Source organism: Streptomyces sp. NPDC030296, from assembly GCF_055572815.1.
In genome coordinates this window covers 262,982-277,998 of sequence record NZ_JBVICQ010000007.1, presented here as the reverse complement: position 1 = coordinate 277,998, position 15,017 = coordinate 262,982, and the positions used below count along the sequence as shown (strand labels likewise).

General features: G+C 69.7%; 12 protein-coding genes. 4 read left to right on the top strand and 8 right to left on the bottom strand.

Annotated elements, in window-relative coordinates; all coding sequences use genetic code 11:
• Positions 1–7: 7 nt before the first annotated feature.
• Positions 8–802, bottom strand: coding sequence for a carbon-nitrogen family hydrolase (locus ACZ4Z3_RS21895; protein WP_468502555.1), 795 nt, complete (start codon positions 800–802; stop codon positions 8–10).
• Between the two features lie 233 nt (positions 803–1,035).
• Between ACZ4Z3_RS21895 and ACZ4Z3_RS21890 the strand changes: the two genes are divergently transcribed.
• Positions 1,036–1,860, top strand: a complete 825-nt coding sequence (locus tag ACZ4Z3_RS21890; RefSeq protein ID WP_468502554.1) for a maleylpyruvate isomerase family mycothiol-dependent enzyme — start codon at positions 1,036–1,038, stop codon at positions 1,858–1,860.
• Between the two features lie 91 nt (positions 1,861–1,951).
• Here the strand turns inward: ACZ4Z3_RS21890 and ACZ4Z3_RS21885 are convergent, their stop codons facing one another.
• Positions 1,952–3,265, bottom strand: a complete 1,314-nt coding sequence (locus tag ACZ4Z3_RS21885; protein WP_468502553.1) for an MFS transporter — start codon at positions 3,263–3,265, stop codon at positions 1,952–1,954.
• Complete coding sequence (locus ACZ4Z3_RS21880; RefSeq protein ID WP_468502552.1) at positions 3,262–3,948, bottom strand: GntR family transcriptional regulator; 687 nt, start codon at positions 3,946–3,948, stop codon at positions 3,262–3,264. Before ACZ4Z3_RS21880 ends, ACZ4Z3_RS21885 begins: the two co-directional genes overlap by 4 nt.
• Positions 3,949–4,196: 248 nt before the next feature.
• On the opposite strand from ACZ4Z3_RS21880, the gene ACZ4Z3_RS21875 reads away from it, so the two are divergent.
• Positions 4,197–5,093 (top strand): D-alanyl-D-alanine carboxypeptidase family protein, encoded by an 897-nt coding sequence (locus ACZ4Z3_RS21875; protein WP_468502551.1) that lies wholly within the window; start codon positions 4,197–4,199, stop codon positions 5,091–5,093.
• A 172-nt stretch (positions 5,094–5,265) separates the two neighbouring features.
• A complete protein-coding gene (locus tag ACZ4Z3_RS21870) occupies positions 5,266–6,324 on the top strand; it encodes a BRO-N domain-containing protein (RefSeq protein WP_468502550.1) in 1,059 nt (352 codons plus the stop codon).
• Positions 6,325–6,419: 95 nt separating this feature from the next.
• On the opposite strand, the gene ACZ4Z3_RS21865 is transcribed toward ACZ4Z3_RS21870, so the two are convergent.
• The 4 genes from ACZ4Z3_RS21865 to ACZ4Z3_RS21850 form a co-directional block, all read right to left on the bottom strand.
• Positions 6,420–7,874: a dihydrolipoamide acetyltransferase family protein gene (locus ACZ4Z3_RS21865; RefSeq protein WP_468502549.1), complete on the bottom strand. Its 1,455-nt coding sequence runs from the start codon at positions 7,872–7,874 to the stop codon at positions 6,420–6,422.
• Positions 7,875–7,885: 11 nt separating this feature from the next.
• The gene (locus ACZ4Z3_RS21860) at positions 7,886–8,899 is read right to left on the bottom strand and encodes an alpha-ketoacid dehydrogenase subunit beta (protein ID WP_468502548.1); all 1,014 of its coding nucleotides are present in this window, start codon (positions 8,897–8,899) and stop codon (positions 7,886–7,888) included.
• Positions 8,900–8,901: 2 nt separating this feature from the next.
• Positions 8,902–10,125, bottom strand: coding sequence for a pyruvate dehydrogenase (acetyl-transferring) E1 component subunit alpha (pdhA, locus tag ACZ4Z3_RS21855; RefSeq protein ID WP_355391000.1), 1,224 nt, complete (start codon positions 10,123–10,125; stop codon positions 8,902–8,904).
• 440 nt (positions 10,126–10,565) lie between these two features.
• Positions 10,566–12,134: a protein kinase domain-containing protein gene (locus tag ACZ4Z3_RS21850; protein WP_468502547.1), complete on the bottom strand. Its 1,569-nt coding sequence runs from the start codon at positions 12,132–12,134 to the stop codon at positions 10,566–10,568.
• A 390-nt stretch (positions 12,135–12,524) separates the two neighbouring features.
• Between ACZ4Z3_RS21850 and ACZ4Z3_RS21845 the strand changes: the two genes are divergently transcribed.
• The gene (locus ACZ4Z3_RS21845) at positions 12,525–14,171 is read left to right on the top strand and encodes a protein kinase domain-containing protein (protein ID WP_468502546.1); all 1,647 of its coding nucleotides are present in this window, start codon (positions 12,525–12,527) and stop codon (positions 14,169–14,171) included.
• 104 nt (positions 14,172–14,275) lie between these two features.
• Here the strand turns inward: ACZ4Z3_RS21845 and ACZ4Z3_RS21840 are convergent, their stop codons facing one another.
• On the bottom strand, positions 14,276–14,818 hold the full coding sequence (locus ACZ4Z3_RS21840) for a bacterial proteasome activator family protein (protein ID WP_055511741.1): 543 nt from the start codon (positions 14,816–14,818) through the stop codon (positions 14,276–14,278).
• Between the last annotated feature and the right edge of the window lie 199 nt (positions 14,819–15,017).

Sequence of the window (15,017 nt, the reverse complement as noted above, 5' to 3'; positions counted from 1 at the left end):
CCGGGGGTCAGCGAGGCGGGGTCTCCAGGCCCAGCCGCCGGTCCTTCAGGGCCGGGAACTGCTCGCGGGTCGTCGCGACCCTCGCCGCGTCGAGGTCCACGGTGACGACCTCCTCCCCGGAGCCCGCCTCGGCCAGCACCTCACCCCAGGGGTCGACCACGATCGAGTGACCGGCCTGCGGAACTCCCGCGTGCGTGCCCGCCGTTCCACAGGCGAGGACGTACGCCTGGTTCTCGACGGCCCTGGCCCTGGCGAGCAGGGTCCAGTGGGCGCGGCGGCGTTCGGGCCAGCCGGCGGGGACGACGAAGGTCTCGGCGCCGGCGTCGACGAGGCCGCGGAAGAGTTCGGGGAAGCGGAGGTCGTAGCAGGTGGCGACGCCGAGGGTGGTGTCCGGCAGGCGGACCGTCACCAGCTCCTCGCCCGCGCCCATCAGGACGGCCTCGCCCTTGTCGAAGCCGAAGCGGTGGATCTTGCGGTAGGCGGCGGCGAGCTCACCGGCGGGGGAGAAGACGAGGGACGTGTTGTAGAGGGGGCCTTCGGGGTCCCGCTCGGGGATCGAGCCGGCGTGCAGCCAGACGCCCGCGTCGGCCGCCGCCTTGGCCATCGCCTCATGGGTCGGCCCGTCGAGCGGCTCGGCCTCCGCGGTGAAGGATTCGAACGCGAATGCGCCGGTGGTCCACAACTCCGGGAGAACGACGAGATCGGCTCCGGCCTGCTCACGGACCAGCGAAGCCACCCGACGCCTGCGCGAATCGACCGATTCGTCCTCGTCTACACCGATCTGAAGGAGCGAGGCGCGCACACTACCACCGTCCTGGCATTCGAGCCGTCAAACACGGGCCTACGATCGTCACACGAAAGCACTGCCGGGGTGCCGCACAGCAGCGTAACTTAACGTTCCACAGCACCCACTGACCGCCGCCGACGCCCACCCCCCGCCGTCAACGCCGACGCCCCTACTGAAGACCACCCGCCACGTAGCCGACACGCACCGACCGTACTGACACGTACCGACCGCCCGAGGGGTCCCGTTCCGTGAGTCTGCATCCCACTCTTCAGCCCTACGCCGACGCCTGGACCCACGCAGTGGATGCGATAGCCGAATTGGTGGCACCGCTCGTGGAGGGCGAGTGGAACAGGCGGACGCCGTGCCCCGGCTGGTCGGTGCGCGATGTGGTCTCCCATGTCATCGGCATGGACTGCGAGATGCTGGGCGACCCGCGGCCGATCCACACCCTGCCGCGGGACCTGTACCACGTGCGCACGGAGCACCAGCGGTACATGGAGATGCAGGTGGACGCCCGCCGCCACCACACGGCGCCGGAGATGACGTCCGAGCTGGAGTACACGATCATCCGCCGCAACCGCCAGCTGCGGAACGAGTCGCGGCAGCCCGACCACAAGGTGCGCGGCCCGCTCGGCACGGAACTGACCCTCGAACAGGCGATGCGTAATCGCGCCTTCGACACGTGGGTCCACGAACAGGACCTGCGGGCGGCGCTCGGCCAGCCGGGGAACCTGGACTCGCCGGGCGCGTACATCGTCCGGGACGAGCTGCTCTCCGTCCTGCCGAAGGTCGTCGCGGAGGACGCCCAGGCCCCGCGCAGTTCGGCCGTCGTCCTCGATGTGCACGGCCCGGTGGAGTTCATCCGCACGGTCCGCGTCGACATCCAGGGCCGAGGCACCCTGGAGACCTCGCCCGCGCTCGGCCCCGCCGCCACCCTCACCCTGGACTGGGAGACCTACGTCCGCCTCGCCTGCGGCCGCGTCACCGCCGACGCGGTCGCCGACCGCATCAAGGCGGAGGGCGACCCCCACCTGATCGCGGCCATCCTCCACGCCTTCGCGGTGACGGTGTAGCAGACGGCGGTGCAGCGGACGGCGGCGGGCGTCGCGCCCGCTACGCCCCCCTCACTCGGCCCCGATCACTCGTAGCGACCTGAGTGTGCCCTCACGCCGGTACGTGCACCGTCTCCACCCGGCTGGCGACCAGGCGTTCCCGTTCGCGGCGGGCCGCTCGGGCGCGCAGGCGGAGGATCTGGGTCAGGCCCAGGGCCTGGAGGACGAAGACGGCGGAGAAGGCGATGCGGTAGTTGTCGTTCGTGAGGTCGAGGAGGACGCCGACGGCCAGCAGGGTCGTCATGGAGGCGACGAAACCGCCCATGTTGGTGATCCCGGAGGCCGTGCCCTGACGTTCCGGCGGGTTCGCGGGACGGGCGAAGTCGAAGCCGAGCATCGAGGCGGGGCCACAGGCGCCGAGGACCGCGCACAGGACGATCAGCAGCCACATCGGCGCGTGCTCACCGGGATGGATGAGCGTGGTCGCCCAGACCGCCGCCGTCGCGAGCACCGTGCCGAGCGCCAGCGGCAGCCGCGCCGCGTGGTGCCGGGCCACGATCTGGCCGTACACCAGTCCGACCACCATGTTGGACAGGACGACGAGGGTGAGCAGATCACCGGCGGTGGCCCGGCTCAGCCCCTGCGCCTCCACCAGGAACGGCAGCCCCCACAACAGGAGGAACACCATCGCCGGGAACTGCGTGGTGAAGTGCACCCACAGCCCGAGCCGGGTGCCCGGCTCCCGCCAGGACGCCGCGATCTGCCGCCGCACGTACGCCGCCCCCTGGTGCGGGAAGGGCTCCGGTTCGTGCCCGTCCGGGTGGTCCTTCAGGAACAGCAGGGTGAGGACGAGGACGACGAGCCCGGCGACGGAGCTGCCCGCGAACGCCGCCGTCCAGCCCACCCCGTGCAGCAGCCGGGCCAGCACAAGCGTAGACACCAGGTTGCCCGCCATGCCGGCGAGCCCCGCGAACTGCGCGATCAGCGGACCGCGCCGGGCCGGGAACCAACGGGTACCGAGTCGCAGCACACTGATGAACGTCATCGCGTCGCCGCAGCCCAGCAGCGCCCGCGAGGCCAGCGCCATGCCGTACGACGGTGCCAGCGCGAAGCCGATCTGACCGGCCGTGAACAGCACCACCCCGAGGGTCAGCACCTTCTTCGTGCCGAGGCGGTCCACCAGCAGGCCCACCGGAATCTGCATGCCCGCGTACACGAGCAGTTGCAGGATCGAGAACGTGGACAGGGCGGAGGCGCTCACATGGAAGCGGTCGGCGGCGTCGAGGCCGGCCACTCCCAGCGACGTACGGAAGATGACGGCGACGAAGTAGACCGAGACGCCGATACTCCACACGGCGAGGGCACGGCGGCCACCGGGCGGGTCTCCGGGCAGCGCGGCGGACGAGGACAGGGAGGGGCGACTCAACGGACGTCCCCCCGCGCCAGGTTGGAGAACCAGTTCACATGACGGTGGACGAGGCTCACGGCCGCCTCCGCGTCCCCCGCGCGCAGCGCCCGGAGGATCTCCTCGTGCTCGGTGAGCGTCTTGGTGATGCGGTCGGGGTGCGCGTGCATGAAGGCGACGCCCATGCGCAGCTGTCGGTCGCGGAGTTGGTCGTAGAGACGGGAGAGGATCTCGTTGCCGCCGCTGCGGACGATCTCGGCGTGGAAACAGCGGTCGGTCACCGCCGCCCCCGCCAGGTCACCGGCGGCGGCCTGCGCCTTCTGCTGTTCGAGGAGTTCCTCCAGGCGGGCGATGAGCCGCGGGGAGGCCGGGACCGTCTTGCGGACCGCGTGCTCCTCGACGAGCTGCCGGGTCTCGACCACGTCGGCGATCTCCTGCGCGGACACCGGCAGGACCAGCGCGCCCTTCTTCGGGTAGAGCTTGATCAGCCCTTCGACCTCCAGCCGCAGCAGCGCCTCCCGCACCGGCGTCCGGGACACCCCGACCGCCTCGGCCAGCTCGCCCTCGGTGAGCAGGGTGCCGCCCTCGTAGCGACGCTCCAGCACACCCTGCTTGACGTGCGCGTACACACGGTCGGCGGCGGGGGGCCGCTTGACGGCCGGGACTGCGGACGGACGGGGCTTCGAGGGTGCTGCGGAGGCCATGGCCACAGCATAGATACAACACGTACGCATCGCCCGCCCCGTCCACGATCCGGAACGAACCCCCTGTGACACCCACCCTGGAGCCGCCGGAGTCCTGTGAGATGGGCCGTAATTGACCCCCGCGCCACCCGCAGCACAACCTTTTGTGCTACTCACTTGTCACACGAGAAGCGGCCCTGCTGTGCCTGCCGACCCGGCTCCCAACCGGCCGCGCTCCTCAGACATTTGACACAATCGGGGTACTTGACTTGATTACCGCCATAAAGGGTGCACGTGTCCGCAGAGCCGCTGCCGTAGCCGTCACCACCGGTGCGGTGGTGGTGGCTGGAGTCGCCGGCTCCGCTCCGGCGCAGGCCGCTCCGCCGAAGCCGACGATCACCGCCAAGGGCGGGTTCGTGATGAACAACTCCAACGGAAAGAGCCTGTTCACCAAGGCCGCCGACACCCCGCGTGCCACCGGCTCCACCACCAAGATCATGACCGCCAAGGTCGTGCTGTCGCAGAAGAACCTGAACCTGGACGCCAAGGTCACGGTCTCCAAGGTGTACAGCGACTACATCGTCAAGAACCAGGCTTCCCACGCCGGTCTGATCGTCGGCGACAAGGTCACCGTCCGTCAGCTGCTCTACGCCTTGATGCTTCCGTCGGGGTGCGACGCCGCGTACGCCCTGGCCGACAAGTTCGGGACGGGCTCGACGCGTTCCGCACGCGTGAAGTCGTTCATCGGCAAGATGAACTCCACCGCGAAGAGCCTCGGCATGACCAACACGAAGTTCGACTCGTTCGACGGCATCAGCAACGGCTCGAACTACTCAACGCCGCGTGACCTCACCAAGCTCGCCAGCAACGCGCTGAAGAACACCACGTTCAAGTCGATCGTGGGCACGAAGGTCACCAAGCAGAAGGTGACGACCAAGAGCGGCGGCTACCGCTACTACACCTGGGAGAACACCAACAAGCTGCTCGGCTGGAGGGGCACCTACGGTGTGAAGACCGGCTCCGGCACCCAGGCCAAGTACTGCCTCGTCTTCGCCGCCACCCGCAACGGCAAGACCGTCGTGGGTGCGGTCCTCACCGCGCCGTCCGCGGACAACCGCACCGCGGACGTGAAGAAGCTGATGGACTACGGCTTCGCCGCGATGTGACCGCGCCCTCACCATAGGTGCGGAAGGGGGCCACCGCCCAACCGCGGTGGCCCCCTTCGCCGTTCCCACCACAAGCCGATTCCGCGATCCTCGCTCGCGATAGTGAACATCACCCATTCAGCTGGCATATTCGATTTCCTCCGCCCTACGTTCCGCAGCGGAGGTGGTTCAGATGATCGAACCCAGCAAGCACCAACCCGACCCCCGGACGCAGCGCGACGCCATCGACGCCGGCGACTTCGTGTACGCCGCCACCGGGGCCCGCGTCCGCCGCCTGGCCATGCCGGACGGGACGCATTGGTTTCCGGCGGTGGATGTCTGCAAGCAGTTGGGGCACACCAACTCGCGACAGGCACTCTCGGATCACGTCCCGGACGAGCACCGAGACATTCTCGAGACCGTAACTGGGGCTTACGGTCTCGGCATTCCCGCAGGTAGGGAGTGGCGCCGAGACTTGAACGTCATCTCTCTGCAAGGTCTCGTCCTGCTCGTCGGCGCCTGCACCAAGCCGGAGTGCGCGCCCTTCAAGCAGTGGGTCGCCGAAGTGATCGAGACCATTCAGCGCGAGGGCTCCTACACCCTGGAGGAGGCCGAGGTGCAGCCCGCCGGCCCGGGCGCCCCCATCGCCTACGCCATGCCCGAGCAGATCGCCGACGCCATCGTCCGGCTGGAGGAGCGCAACCTCCAGGCCGACGAGCAACTGGCGGTCACCCAGCAGAAGTCACTCGCTCTGCAGCAGCAAATGGTCGAGACACAGCAGACGATGCTGGAGACACAGCAACAGATGGTGGACACCCAGCAACAGATGCTGGAGGCGCAGAAGCAAATGGCAGAGATGCAGCGAGCCGGCCTCGTCGCCCAGCAAGCCATGGCCCAGGCCATGGAGCGCATCGCCAACCGGCTCGACGCTCTCTCCGTCGAACACCCGCCCCCTTCCGGCACCCCCTCCGCCACCGCGTTCGAGACGCACCCCACCACCGAGTCCGTGCTGGCCGACTGGCGTGAGCGGCTGTCGGTGACGGCGGACGTCTGGACCGTGGCCGTCGTGATCGCCCCCGTGCTCGTCGAGGAGGGTGAACTGCGTCAACCGCTGGAGGCGATCGCCGCCCGTACGGGGCTGTCCGTCCAGCGCGTCAACGACTGCCTGCGGCTGCTGCGCAAGCACGCCTGCATCCGCCCGCAGGGCGCAACGGAGGACGGGGCGCCGGTGTACGTGCTCAACCAGCGCTGACGAGGGCTTGAACAGGACCCACGACGAAGGGGCCGGTCGCAAGACGAATTTGCGACCGGCCCCTTCACCATGAGCCTATCGTGCACAAGGCGGTGTCACGCCCAGGTGATCAGCCTCTTCGGCTGTTCCAGGATCGCGGCGACGTCCGCGAGGACCTTGGACCCCAGCTCCCCGTCCACCAGCCGGTGGTCGAAGCTGAGCGCCAGGGTCGTCACCTGACGCGGCTTGACCTTGCCCTTGTGGACCCACGGCTGCGGCTTGATCGCGCCGACGGCGAGGATCGCCGACTCGCCCGGGTTCAGGATGGGCGTGCCGGTGTCGATGCCGAAGACACCGACGTTGGTGATGGTGACCGTGCCGCCCTGCATGGCGGCCGGGGAGGTGCGGCCTTCCTTCGCCGTGGACACCAGCTCGCCCAGGGACTCGGCGAGTTGCGGCAGCGTCTTCGCGTGCGCGTCCTTGATGTTCGGCACGATCAGACCGCGCGGCGTGGCGGCCGCGATGCCCAGGTTCACGTAGTGCTTGACGACGATCTCCTGGGCCGCCTCGTCCCAGGAGGCGTTGATGTCCGGGTTGCGCTTGATCGCGACCAGCAGGGCTTTGGCGATCAGCAGGAGCGGGTTCACCCGCAGGCCCTGCATGTCCTTGTCCTGCTTGAGTTCCTCGACCAGCTTCACCGTGCGCGTCACGTCGACCGTGACGAACTCCGTGACGTGCGGGGCGGTGAACGCCGAGCCGACCATCGCCGCGGCCGTCGCCTTGCGGACGCCCTTGACGGGGACACGGGTCTCGCGGGCGCCGTCGTACGACACCACCGGCGCCGGAACGGCGGCGGCGGCCGCGACCGCGACGGGCGCCGCCGTGGCGGGCTCGGGCGTCTTCGGCGGGGCCACCGCCGCGTGGACGTCCTCGCGGGTGATGATGCCGTCCGGGCCGGACGGGGTGACCGTCGCCAGGTCGACACCGAGGTCCTTGGCCAGTTTGCGCACCGGCGGCTTCGCCAGTGGGCGCGGCGCCGAGACGGCGTGCGGGCCGTGGCCGTTCAGCTCGCCCTGGACGGACTGGAGGGCGGTGGCGCCGTACAGGGTGTCCTCGACGGGCGCCGCGGCGGCCGGGACGCCCTTGCGGGGGCGCCGCTTCGTGGACGACTCGGCGACGCCATAGCCGACGAGGACCGGCTTGCGGCCCTCCGGCTTGGCCGGGGCGGGCTTGGCCGGGGCGGGCTCAGCCGGCCGCGGCTCGGCGGCGGGCTTCGCGGGCGCCTCCTCGGCGGGCGCGGGGGCGGCGCCGCCCGACACGTCCACCGCGATGATGGACGTGCCGACGTCGACGGTGGTGCCCTCGGGGAAGTGCAGGGCGCGTACGACGCCGTCGTACGGAATGGGCAGTTCGACGGCGGCCTTGGCCGTCTCGACCTCGCAGACGATCTGGCCGTCGGTGACGGTGTCACCGGGCTGGACGTACCACTTGAGGATCTCGGCCTCGGTGAGTCCCTCGCCCACGTCGGGCATCTTGAACTCGCGCAGAGACGTGTCTGTCATCGTCGTCACGGACCTCTCCCTCAGTACGCCAGCGAGCGGTCGACGGCGTCGAGCACCCGGTCCAGACCCGGCAGGTACTCCTCCTCGAGACGCGCCGGCGGATACGGGGCGTGGTACCCACCGACCCGGAGGACGGGGGCCTCCAGGTGGTAGAAGCACCGCTCGGTGATGCGGGCGGCGATCTCGGCGCCCGAGCCGAAGAAGACCGGGGCCTCGTGGACCACGATCAGCCGGCGGGTCCGCTCCACGGACGCCTGGATCGTGTCGAAGTCCAGCGGGGACACCGACCGCAGGTCCAGGACCTCCAGGGACTTGCCCTCCTCGGCGGCCGCGTCGGCGGCCTCCTGGCAGAGCTTCACCATGGGGCCGTACGCGGCGAGGGTGAGGTCCGTGCCCTCACGGACCACACGGGCCTTGTGCAGGGGGCCGGGGATCGCGTCCGGGTTGACCTCGGCCTTGTCCCAGTAGCGGCGCTTCGGCTCGAAGAAGATCACCGGGTCGTCGCTCTGGATGGCCTGCTGCATCATCCAGTAGGCGTCCGACGCGTTCGACGGCGAGACCACCTTCAGGCCCGCCACGTGCGCGAACAGCGACTCCGGGGACTCCGAGTGGTGCTCGACGGCGCCGATGCCGCCGCCGTAGGGGATGCGGACGACGACCGGCAGCTTGACCTTGCCCAGCGAGCGGGCGTGCATCTTGGCGAGCTGGGTGACGATCTGGTCGTACGCGGGGAAGACGAAGCCGTCGAACTGGATCTCGACCACCGGGCGGTAGCCCCGCAGGGCGAGACCGATGGCCGTGCCGACGATGCCCGACTCGGCGAGCGGGGTGTCGATGACCCGGTCCTCGCCGAAGTCCTTCTGGAGGCCGTCCGTCACCCGGAACACGCCGCCGAGCTTGCCGACGTCCTCGCCCATGACGAGGACCTTCGGGTCGGCTTCGAGGGCCTTGCGCAGCGATTCGTTGATCGCCTTGGCCAGCGCCATGTTCTTCGGCGCCGAGATCGACGCCGATGTCGCGGTCTGCGTGGTCATCGCTACTTGCCCTCCTCTACGTCCACGTCGGCGAACGACGCCTGGTACGCGGCGAACTGCGCGCGCTCCTCGTCCACCAGCGCGTGCCCGTCCGCGTACACGTTCTCGAAGATGGCGAAGTGGTCGGGGTCCGGCATGGCACGCACCACTTCGCGCACTCGCCTTCCCAACGCCTCGCTCTCCGCTTCGAGTTCCGCGAAGAATCCCTCGTTCGTGTCGGTTTCGGACTCGAGGTAGCTGCGCAGGCGCGCGATCGGGTCCTTCGCCTCCCAGGCCACCCGCTCGTCGTCGTGGCGGTAGCGGGTCGGGTCGTCGGAGGTGGTGTGGGCGCCCATGCGGTAGGTGTACGCCTCGACCAGGGTGGGGCCCTCGCCCCGGCGGGCGCGCTCCAGCGCCCACTTGGTGACCGCGAGGCAGCCCAGGACGTCGTTGCCGTCGACACGGACGCCCGGGAAGCCGAAGCCCTGGGCGCGCTGGTACAGCGGGACGCGGGTCTGCTTCTCGGTGGGCTCGGAGATCGCCCACTGGTTGTTCTGGCAGAAGAACACGACGGGGGCGTTGTAGACCGCGGAGAAGGTGAACGCCTCGGCGACGTCGCCCTGGCTGGAGGCGCCGTCACCGAAGTAGGCGATGACCGCCGAGTCGGCGCCGTCCTTGGCGATGCCCATCGCGTAGCCCGTGGCGTGCAGCGTCTGGGAGCCGATGACGATCGTGTAGAGGTGGAAGTTGTTGCCGTTCGGGTCCCAGCCGCCGTTGTTCACGCCGCGGAACATGCCGAGCAGGTTGGTCGGGTCGACGCCGCGACACCAGGCGACGCCGTGCTCGCGGTAGGTGGGGAAGACGTAGTCGTCCTCGCGGGTGGCGCGGCCGGAGCCGATCTGGGCGGCCTCCTGGCCGAGCAGGGACGCCCAAAGGCCCAGCTCGCCCTGGCGCTGCAGGGAGGTGGCCTCGGCGTCGAAACGACGGGTCAGCACCATGTCGCGGTACAGGCCGCGCAGCTCGTCGTCGGTGATGTCGGCGACGAACGGGTCGTACTCCGCGTTCTTGACTCGCTTGCCCTCGGGCGTCAGCAGCTGGACGAGCTCGGGCTCGGTCCCGCCGGTCGTCTTCTTCGCAGTGGCGCGCCTGGTGCCGGTGGTGCCGGCCGCCTTGCTGCCGGTGCTGCCGGTCTTGCCTGCGGCGCTGCGTCGCGTCGTCTTGCGCGCGGCAGTGCTCTCCACGGTCACGTGTGCTCCTCCGTCGGTCCGGCCCCCGGGATTGCCGGTAGACCAGTGCGGCTCGCCTGATCCCGGAACCCGTGCACGGGGTGGGTGCCCTTGGCCGGGAACAGACGTGACAGGTGCCCCGGCGAGCGCCCTGCACGAGGCACGTTACCCAGTGCGCCACATTCCTGTGAAACCCCTATTGACCTGCGAGTTTCCTTGGATTTCCAAGTATTTCGGTACTAGGGGATCCAAGTAAGTCGCGCCGTGGGGAAACACCTGCTGGTCACAGCACTGGTCACAGCCTGGCAGGGGGCCGGAACACGGGCACGTTATCCCGGCCACCCCGGCCACGGGAAGACTTCACTTTCGAGGGCCGTTAGGGGTGGGTCGCCCGTCCCCGTACGAACCACGTACGAAACCCCCAAACGGAAGAGGCCCCCGTGAAAGGGGGCCTCGATCCGTCACTCCTCGTCGCCGCCGGTGACACCGCTCGTCAGACCGCCGGCGTCGGCTCCACCGGTCTCCTCGTCCGGCGGCGCGCTGTCCGTGGGCTCCGGTTCCTGCGAAGTCGTCGGCTCCTCCTCCGGGGGTTCCTCGCTCGAAGGCTCCTCGGCCGGCTCGCTCTGCGTGGGCTTCTCACTGAAGCTCGGCGTCCGCGGGACCGAGGGCGAGTAGTTCTGGTTGTTCCCCGAGTCGGTGCTGCCGCCCGAGTCGTCCTGGCTCTCCTCGGCGCTCGGCGACTCGTCGTCCTTCTTGTCCTTGCTGGACGAGGAGGCCGACGGCGACTTGGTGACCTCGTTGTCGTTGCCGGTCTTCTCACCGTTGCCGTTCAGCGCCAGGGCGACGCCCGCCGCGATGGCGATCACCGCGAGGACCGCGAGGATCCACAGCTTGCCGCGGCCGCTGCCCCGGTTGCCGCCGCCCTCGAAGCCGCCGTCGTCGCGGCCGCCGCCGTAGCCGGGCAGGATCGGCTGCGGGATCTGCGAGGTGCCCTCGCCGGGGTGGGGCATGACGGTCGTCCCGGCCATACCGCCCGGCGGGGTGTGCCGGCCCTCGTGCATGGTGACGGGCCCGGTGTTCCAGGTGCCGGTGTGGCTGCCCTGGTCGTACAGCATCTCCAGGCCGTACTGGACGAGGCCGCGCATCTCCTCGGCCGTCTGGAAGCGGTCGTCGGGCTCCTTGGCGAGGGAGCGCATGACGAGGCCGTCGAGCTCCGGCGGTGCCGCCTGGGCGACCTCGGAGGGCGGGACCGGGATGTCCTGGACGTGCTGGTAGACCACCGACAGCGGGGTCTCGCCGACGAAGGGCGGGCGCAGCGCCAGCAGTTCGTAGAGCAGGCAGCCCGTGGCGTAGAGGTCGGAGCGGTGGTCGACGGCCTTGCCGAGCGCCTGCTCCGGCGACAGGTACTGGGGCGTGCCCATGACCATGCCGGTCTGCGTCATCGTGGTGGACGCGCCGTGCAGGGCGCGCGCGATGCCGAAGTCCATCACCTTCACCGCGCCGTTGGTGGTGATGATGACGTTGGCCGGCTTGATGTCACGGTGCACGATGCCGTGCTGGTGGGAGTAGGCGAGCGCCTCGAGGACACCCGAGACGATGATCAGCGCCTGCTCGGGGCCGGGTGCCTCGGCGTTGAGCAGCAGGTCACGGATGGTGCGGCCCTCGACCAGCTCCATGACGATGTACGGCACGGGGGTGCCGTTCACGACGTCCTCGCCGGAGTCGTAGACCGCCACGATGGAGTGGTGGTTGAGGCCGGCCACGGACTGCGCCTCGCGCGTGAAGCGGGCCTTGGAGACGGGGTCCTCGGCGAGGTCCGAGCGCAGCAGCTTGACCGCGACCGTACGACCGAGGCGTACGTCCTCGGCCGCGAACACCTCGGCCATGCCGCCCCGGCCGAGTCTGTGCGTCAGCCGGTAACGACCGTCGCCGACAAGCCCGCCGTTGCCCCACTGCTCCGGCGCATCTGACATTCCGCCGCCAGTCGCCTCGGGGTCGGACGGGCCCTGAGAGCGCTGCTGCTGTGCCATCAGTCCTCGCCGTCGTTTCTGCCCGCGGTCCGCGCGGTTCTTGTTACGGTCTCCGTCGGCCACGCTACAGCCTTCCCGCAAGGGGCCGGTCCGACTTGGGCACGCGACCGGCAACGAGGGGGCTCGCGACGGATTCAAGGTGGATTCAGGGATTGACCGGCCATGAAACCCGCCCCGCGCGCACTCGTGCAAGTTCTGTGTACCGGGCGTACGCCCCCTGTAACGCTTCCGCGACGCTTCTTTCGCGTACGGTCACGGAACGGGCACCGCGCTTGACGTGTCAGTGCCCTGGGGCAGACTTGGCCGGGAATAGCACAGAGGATCACCGGGATCACCGGTCGCGGACCCCCGCCGAGGGGCTCCGCGCGCGCCGATGGGGGACGCAGGAAGATGAGCCAGGACGCCGCACAAGGCCGGTACGCGGGGCGTTCGCTCGCCGGCGGCCGCTATCAGCTGCGTGACCTGCTCGGCGAGGGCGGCATGGCATCCGTCCACCTCGCGTACGACTCTGTGCTCGACCGACAGGTCGCTATCAAGACACTTCACACCGAGCTCGGGCGTGAGCAGGCCTTCCGCGAGCGCTTCCGCCGCGAGGCGCAGGCCGTGGCGAAGCTCACCCACACGAACATCGTCTCGGTCTTCGACACCGGCGAGGACGACCTCGACGGCTTGACGACGCCGTACATCGTCATGGAGTACATCGAGGGCAGGCCGCTGGGTTCGGTCCTCGACGCGGACATCCAGCAGCTGGGCGCGATGCCCGCCGACAAGGCGCTGAAGATCACCGCGGATGTGCTGGCGGCCCTGGAGATCAGCCACGAGATGGGCCTGGTCCACCGGGACATCAAGCCGGGCAACGTGATGATGACCAAGCGCGGTGTCGTCAAGGTCATGGACTTCGGCATCGCTCGCGCCATGCAGTCCGGTGTCACCTCGATGACGCAGACCGGCATGGTCGTCGGCACCCCGCAGTACCTCTCGCCCGAGCAGGCCCTCGGCCGGGGTGTCGACGCCCGCTCCGACCTGTACTCGGTCGGCATCATGCTGTTCCAGCTGACGACCGGGCGGCTGCCGTTCGAGGCGGACTCGCCGCTGGCCATCGCGTACGCCCACGTCCAGGAGGAGCCGGTCGCTCCCTCCTCGATCAACCGTTCGCTGCCGCCGGCCGTGGACGCCCTCGTCGCCCGCGCGCTGAAGAAGAACCCGAACGAGCGGTTCCCGAGCGCCGAGGCCATGCGGGACGAGTGCCTGCGGGTCGCCGCCTCCCTCCAGCCCGTCGCGCCGAGCATCGTGCCGGGCGCCCAGACGTCGAACGGCGCCGGGGTGTCGTCGGCGGTCTTCCCGCCCATCGACCAGACGGGTGCGCCGCAGTCGGGCAGTGTCCAGACGCCGTACCAGCCGCCGTCGACGGGCGGCTACGGCCACCCGACGCCCGCGCCGACCCCCGCCCCGTCGTACGGCTATCCGCAGCAGGGCGGGTACCAGACGCCCCCGCAGACCTCCGCGTACGCGCCGCAGCAGGGCGCCGCCACCCCGCCGCCGTACAACATGACGCCGCAGCAGTCCTCCCTGTCGGCCGGGCACTCCGGGAGCGGCAAGAGCAACAAGGGTGTCGTCATCGGCGCGATCGTCGTCTCGCTCGTCGCGATCGGCGGTCTGATCACGGCCCTCACGCTGAACGGCAAGGACGACGAGGGCGGCGACGACGGCGCCAAGGCGTCCTCCTCGCCGACCGTCGTCGAGGGACACAAGGGCCCCGACACGTCGAAGGTCGTCGAGACCACCGAGTGCACGGAGCCGGTCGAGTCCTACAACGACCCCGAGAAGATCGAACTCCCGGACTTCACCTTCAAGAACATCGAATCGGTGAAGAAGTGCCTCCAGGCCGCGGGCTGGGAGTACGACACCAAGAAGGTCGACGAGAACACGTACGGCGAGGACACCGTCATGGAGCAGTACCCCTCGGCGAACGAGGACGTCGACCCCAAGCAGATGCCGACGATCGTCCTCAAGGTCTCCACGGGCAACCCGGCCTGACACCGGCCGCCACCGACGGGGAAGGGCCCGGCACTCCGTGTGCCGGGCCCTTCTCGTGCCTACGGTGGGGGGGTTGTCGCGGGGCCGCGTGGGCCGCGGAGGCCTTAGAGGTAAGGGCCGCCCGAGCGGCCGAGCGTGCGGGGGTCGTCGTCCCCCTCGTGGCCGCCGACGCCGGGGGGCAGGGCGCGCCGCATCTGCTCCAACTGGGCCCGGGCCGCCATCTGCTGGGCGAACAGCGTGGTCTGGATCCCGTGGAAGAGGCCTTCGAGCCAGCCGACCAACTGGGCCTGCGCGATCCGCAGTTCCGCGTCGCTGGGGATCGCCTCGTCGGTGAAGGGCAGGGAGAGCCGTTCGAGTTCCTCGACCAACTCGGGTGCCAGCCCGTCCTCCAGTTCCTTGACGGAGCTGGCGTGGATCTCCTTCAGCCGGGCCCGGCTCGCCTCGTCGAGGGGTGCCACCCGCACCTCCTCGAGCAGCTGCTTGATCATGCTGCCGATGCGCATGACCTTCGCGGGCTGTTCCACCATCTCCGTCACGGGAACCTCGCGGGAGTCCTCGTCTCCACCACCGCCCACCGCCATTCCGTCCTGGCCCACGACCAGGATCTGGGGCTGTTCGGGCGACCGTTCGTTCCTCGGCATCTCCATGCCGCCATTCTCTCGCACGCCTACACCTCACCATCGTGGTGCCCCCGACGCAGGGTGATCCACCGTTTACGTAGGAGGTCCGGACGTTCCGGGGGCCGGGCGACGGCACTCTCGGTGGAGCTTGAGGGGGGACGTTGGGGGTTCGCGGGGGTTGGGGGGTGATGGCTCGGGGCTCTGGGACGGCGGTGGTTCCGGGCGG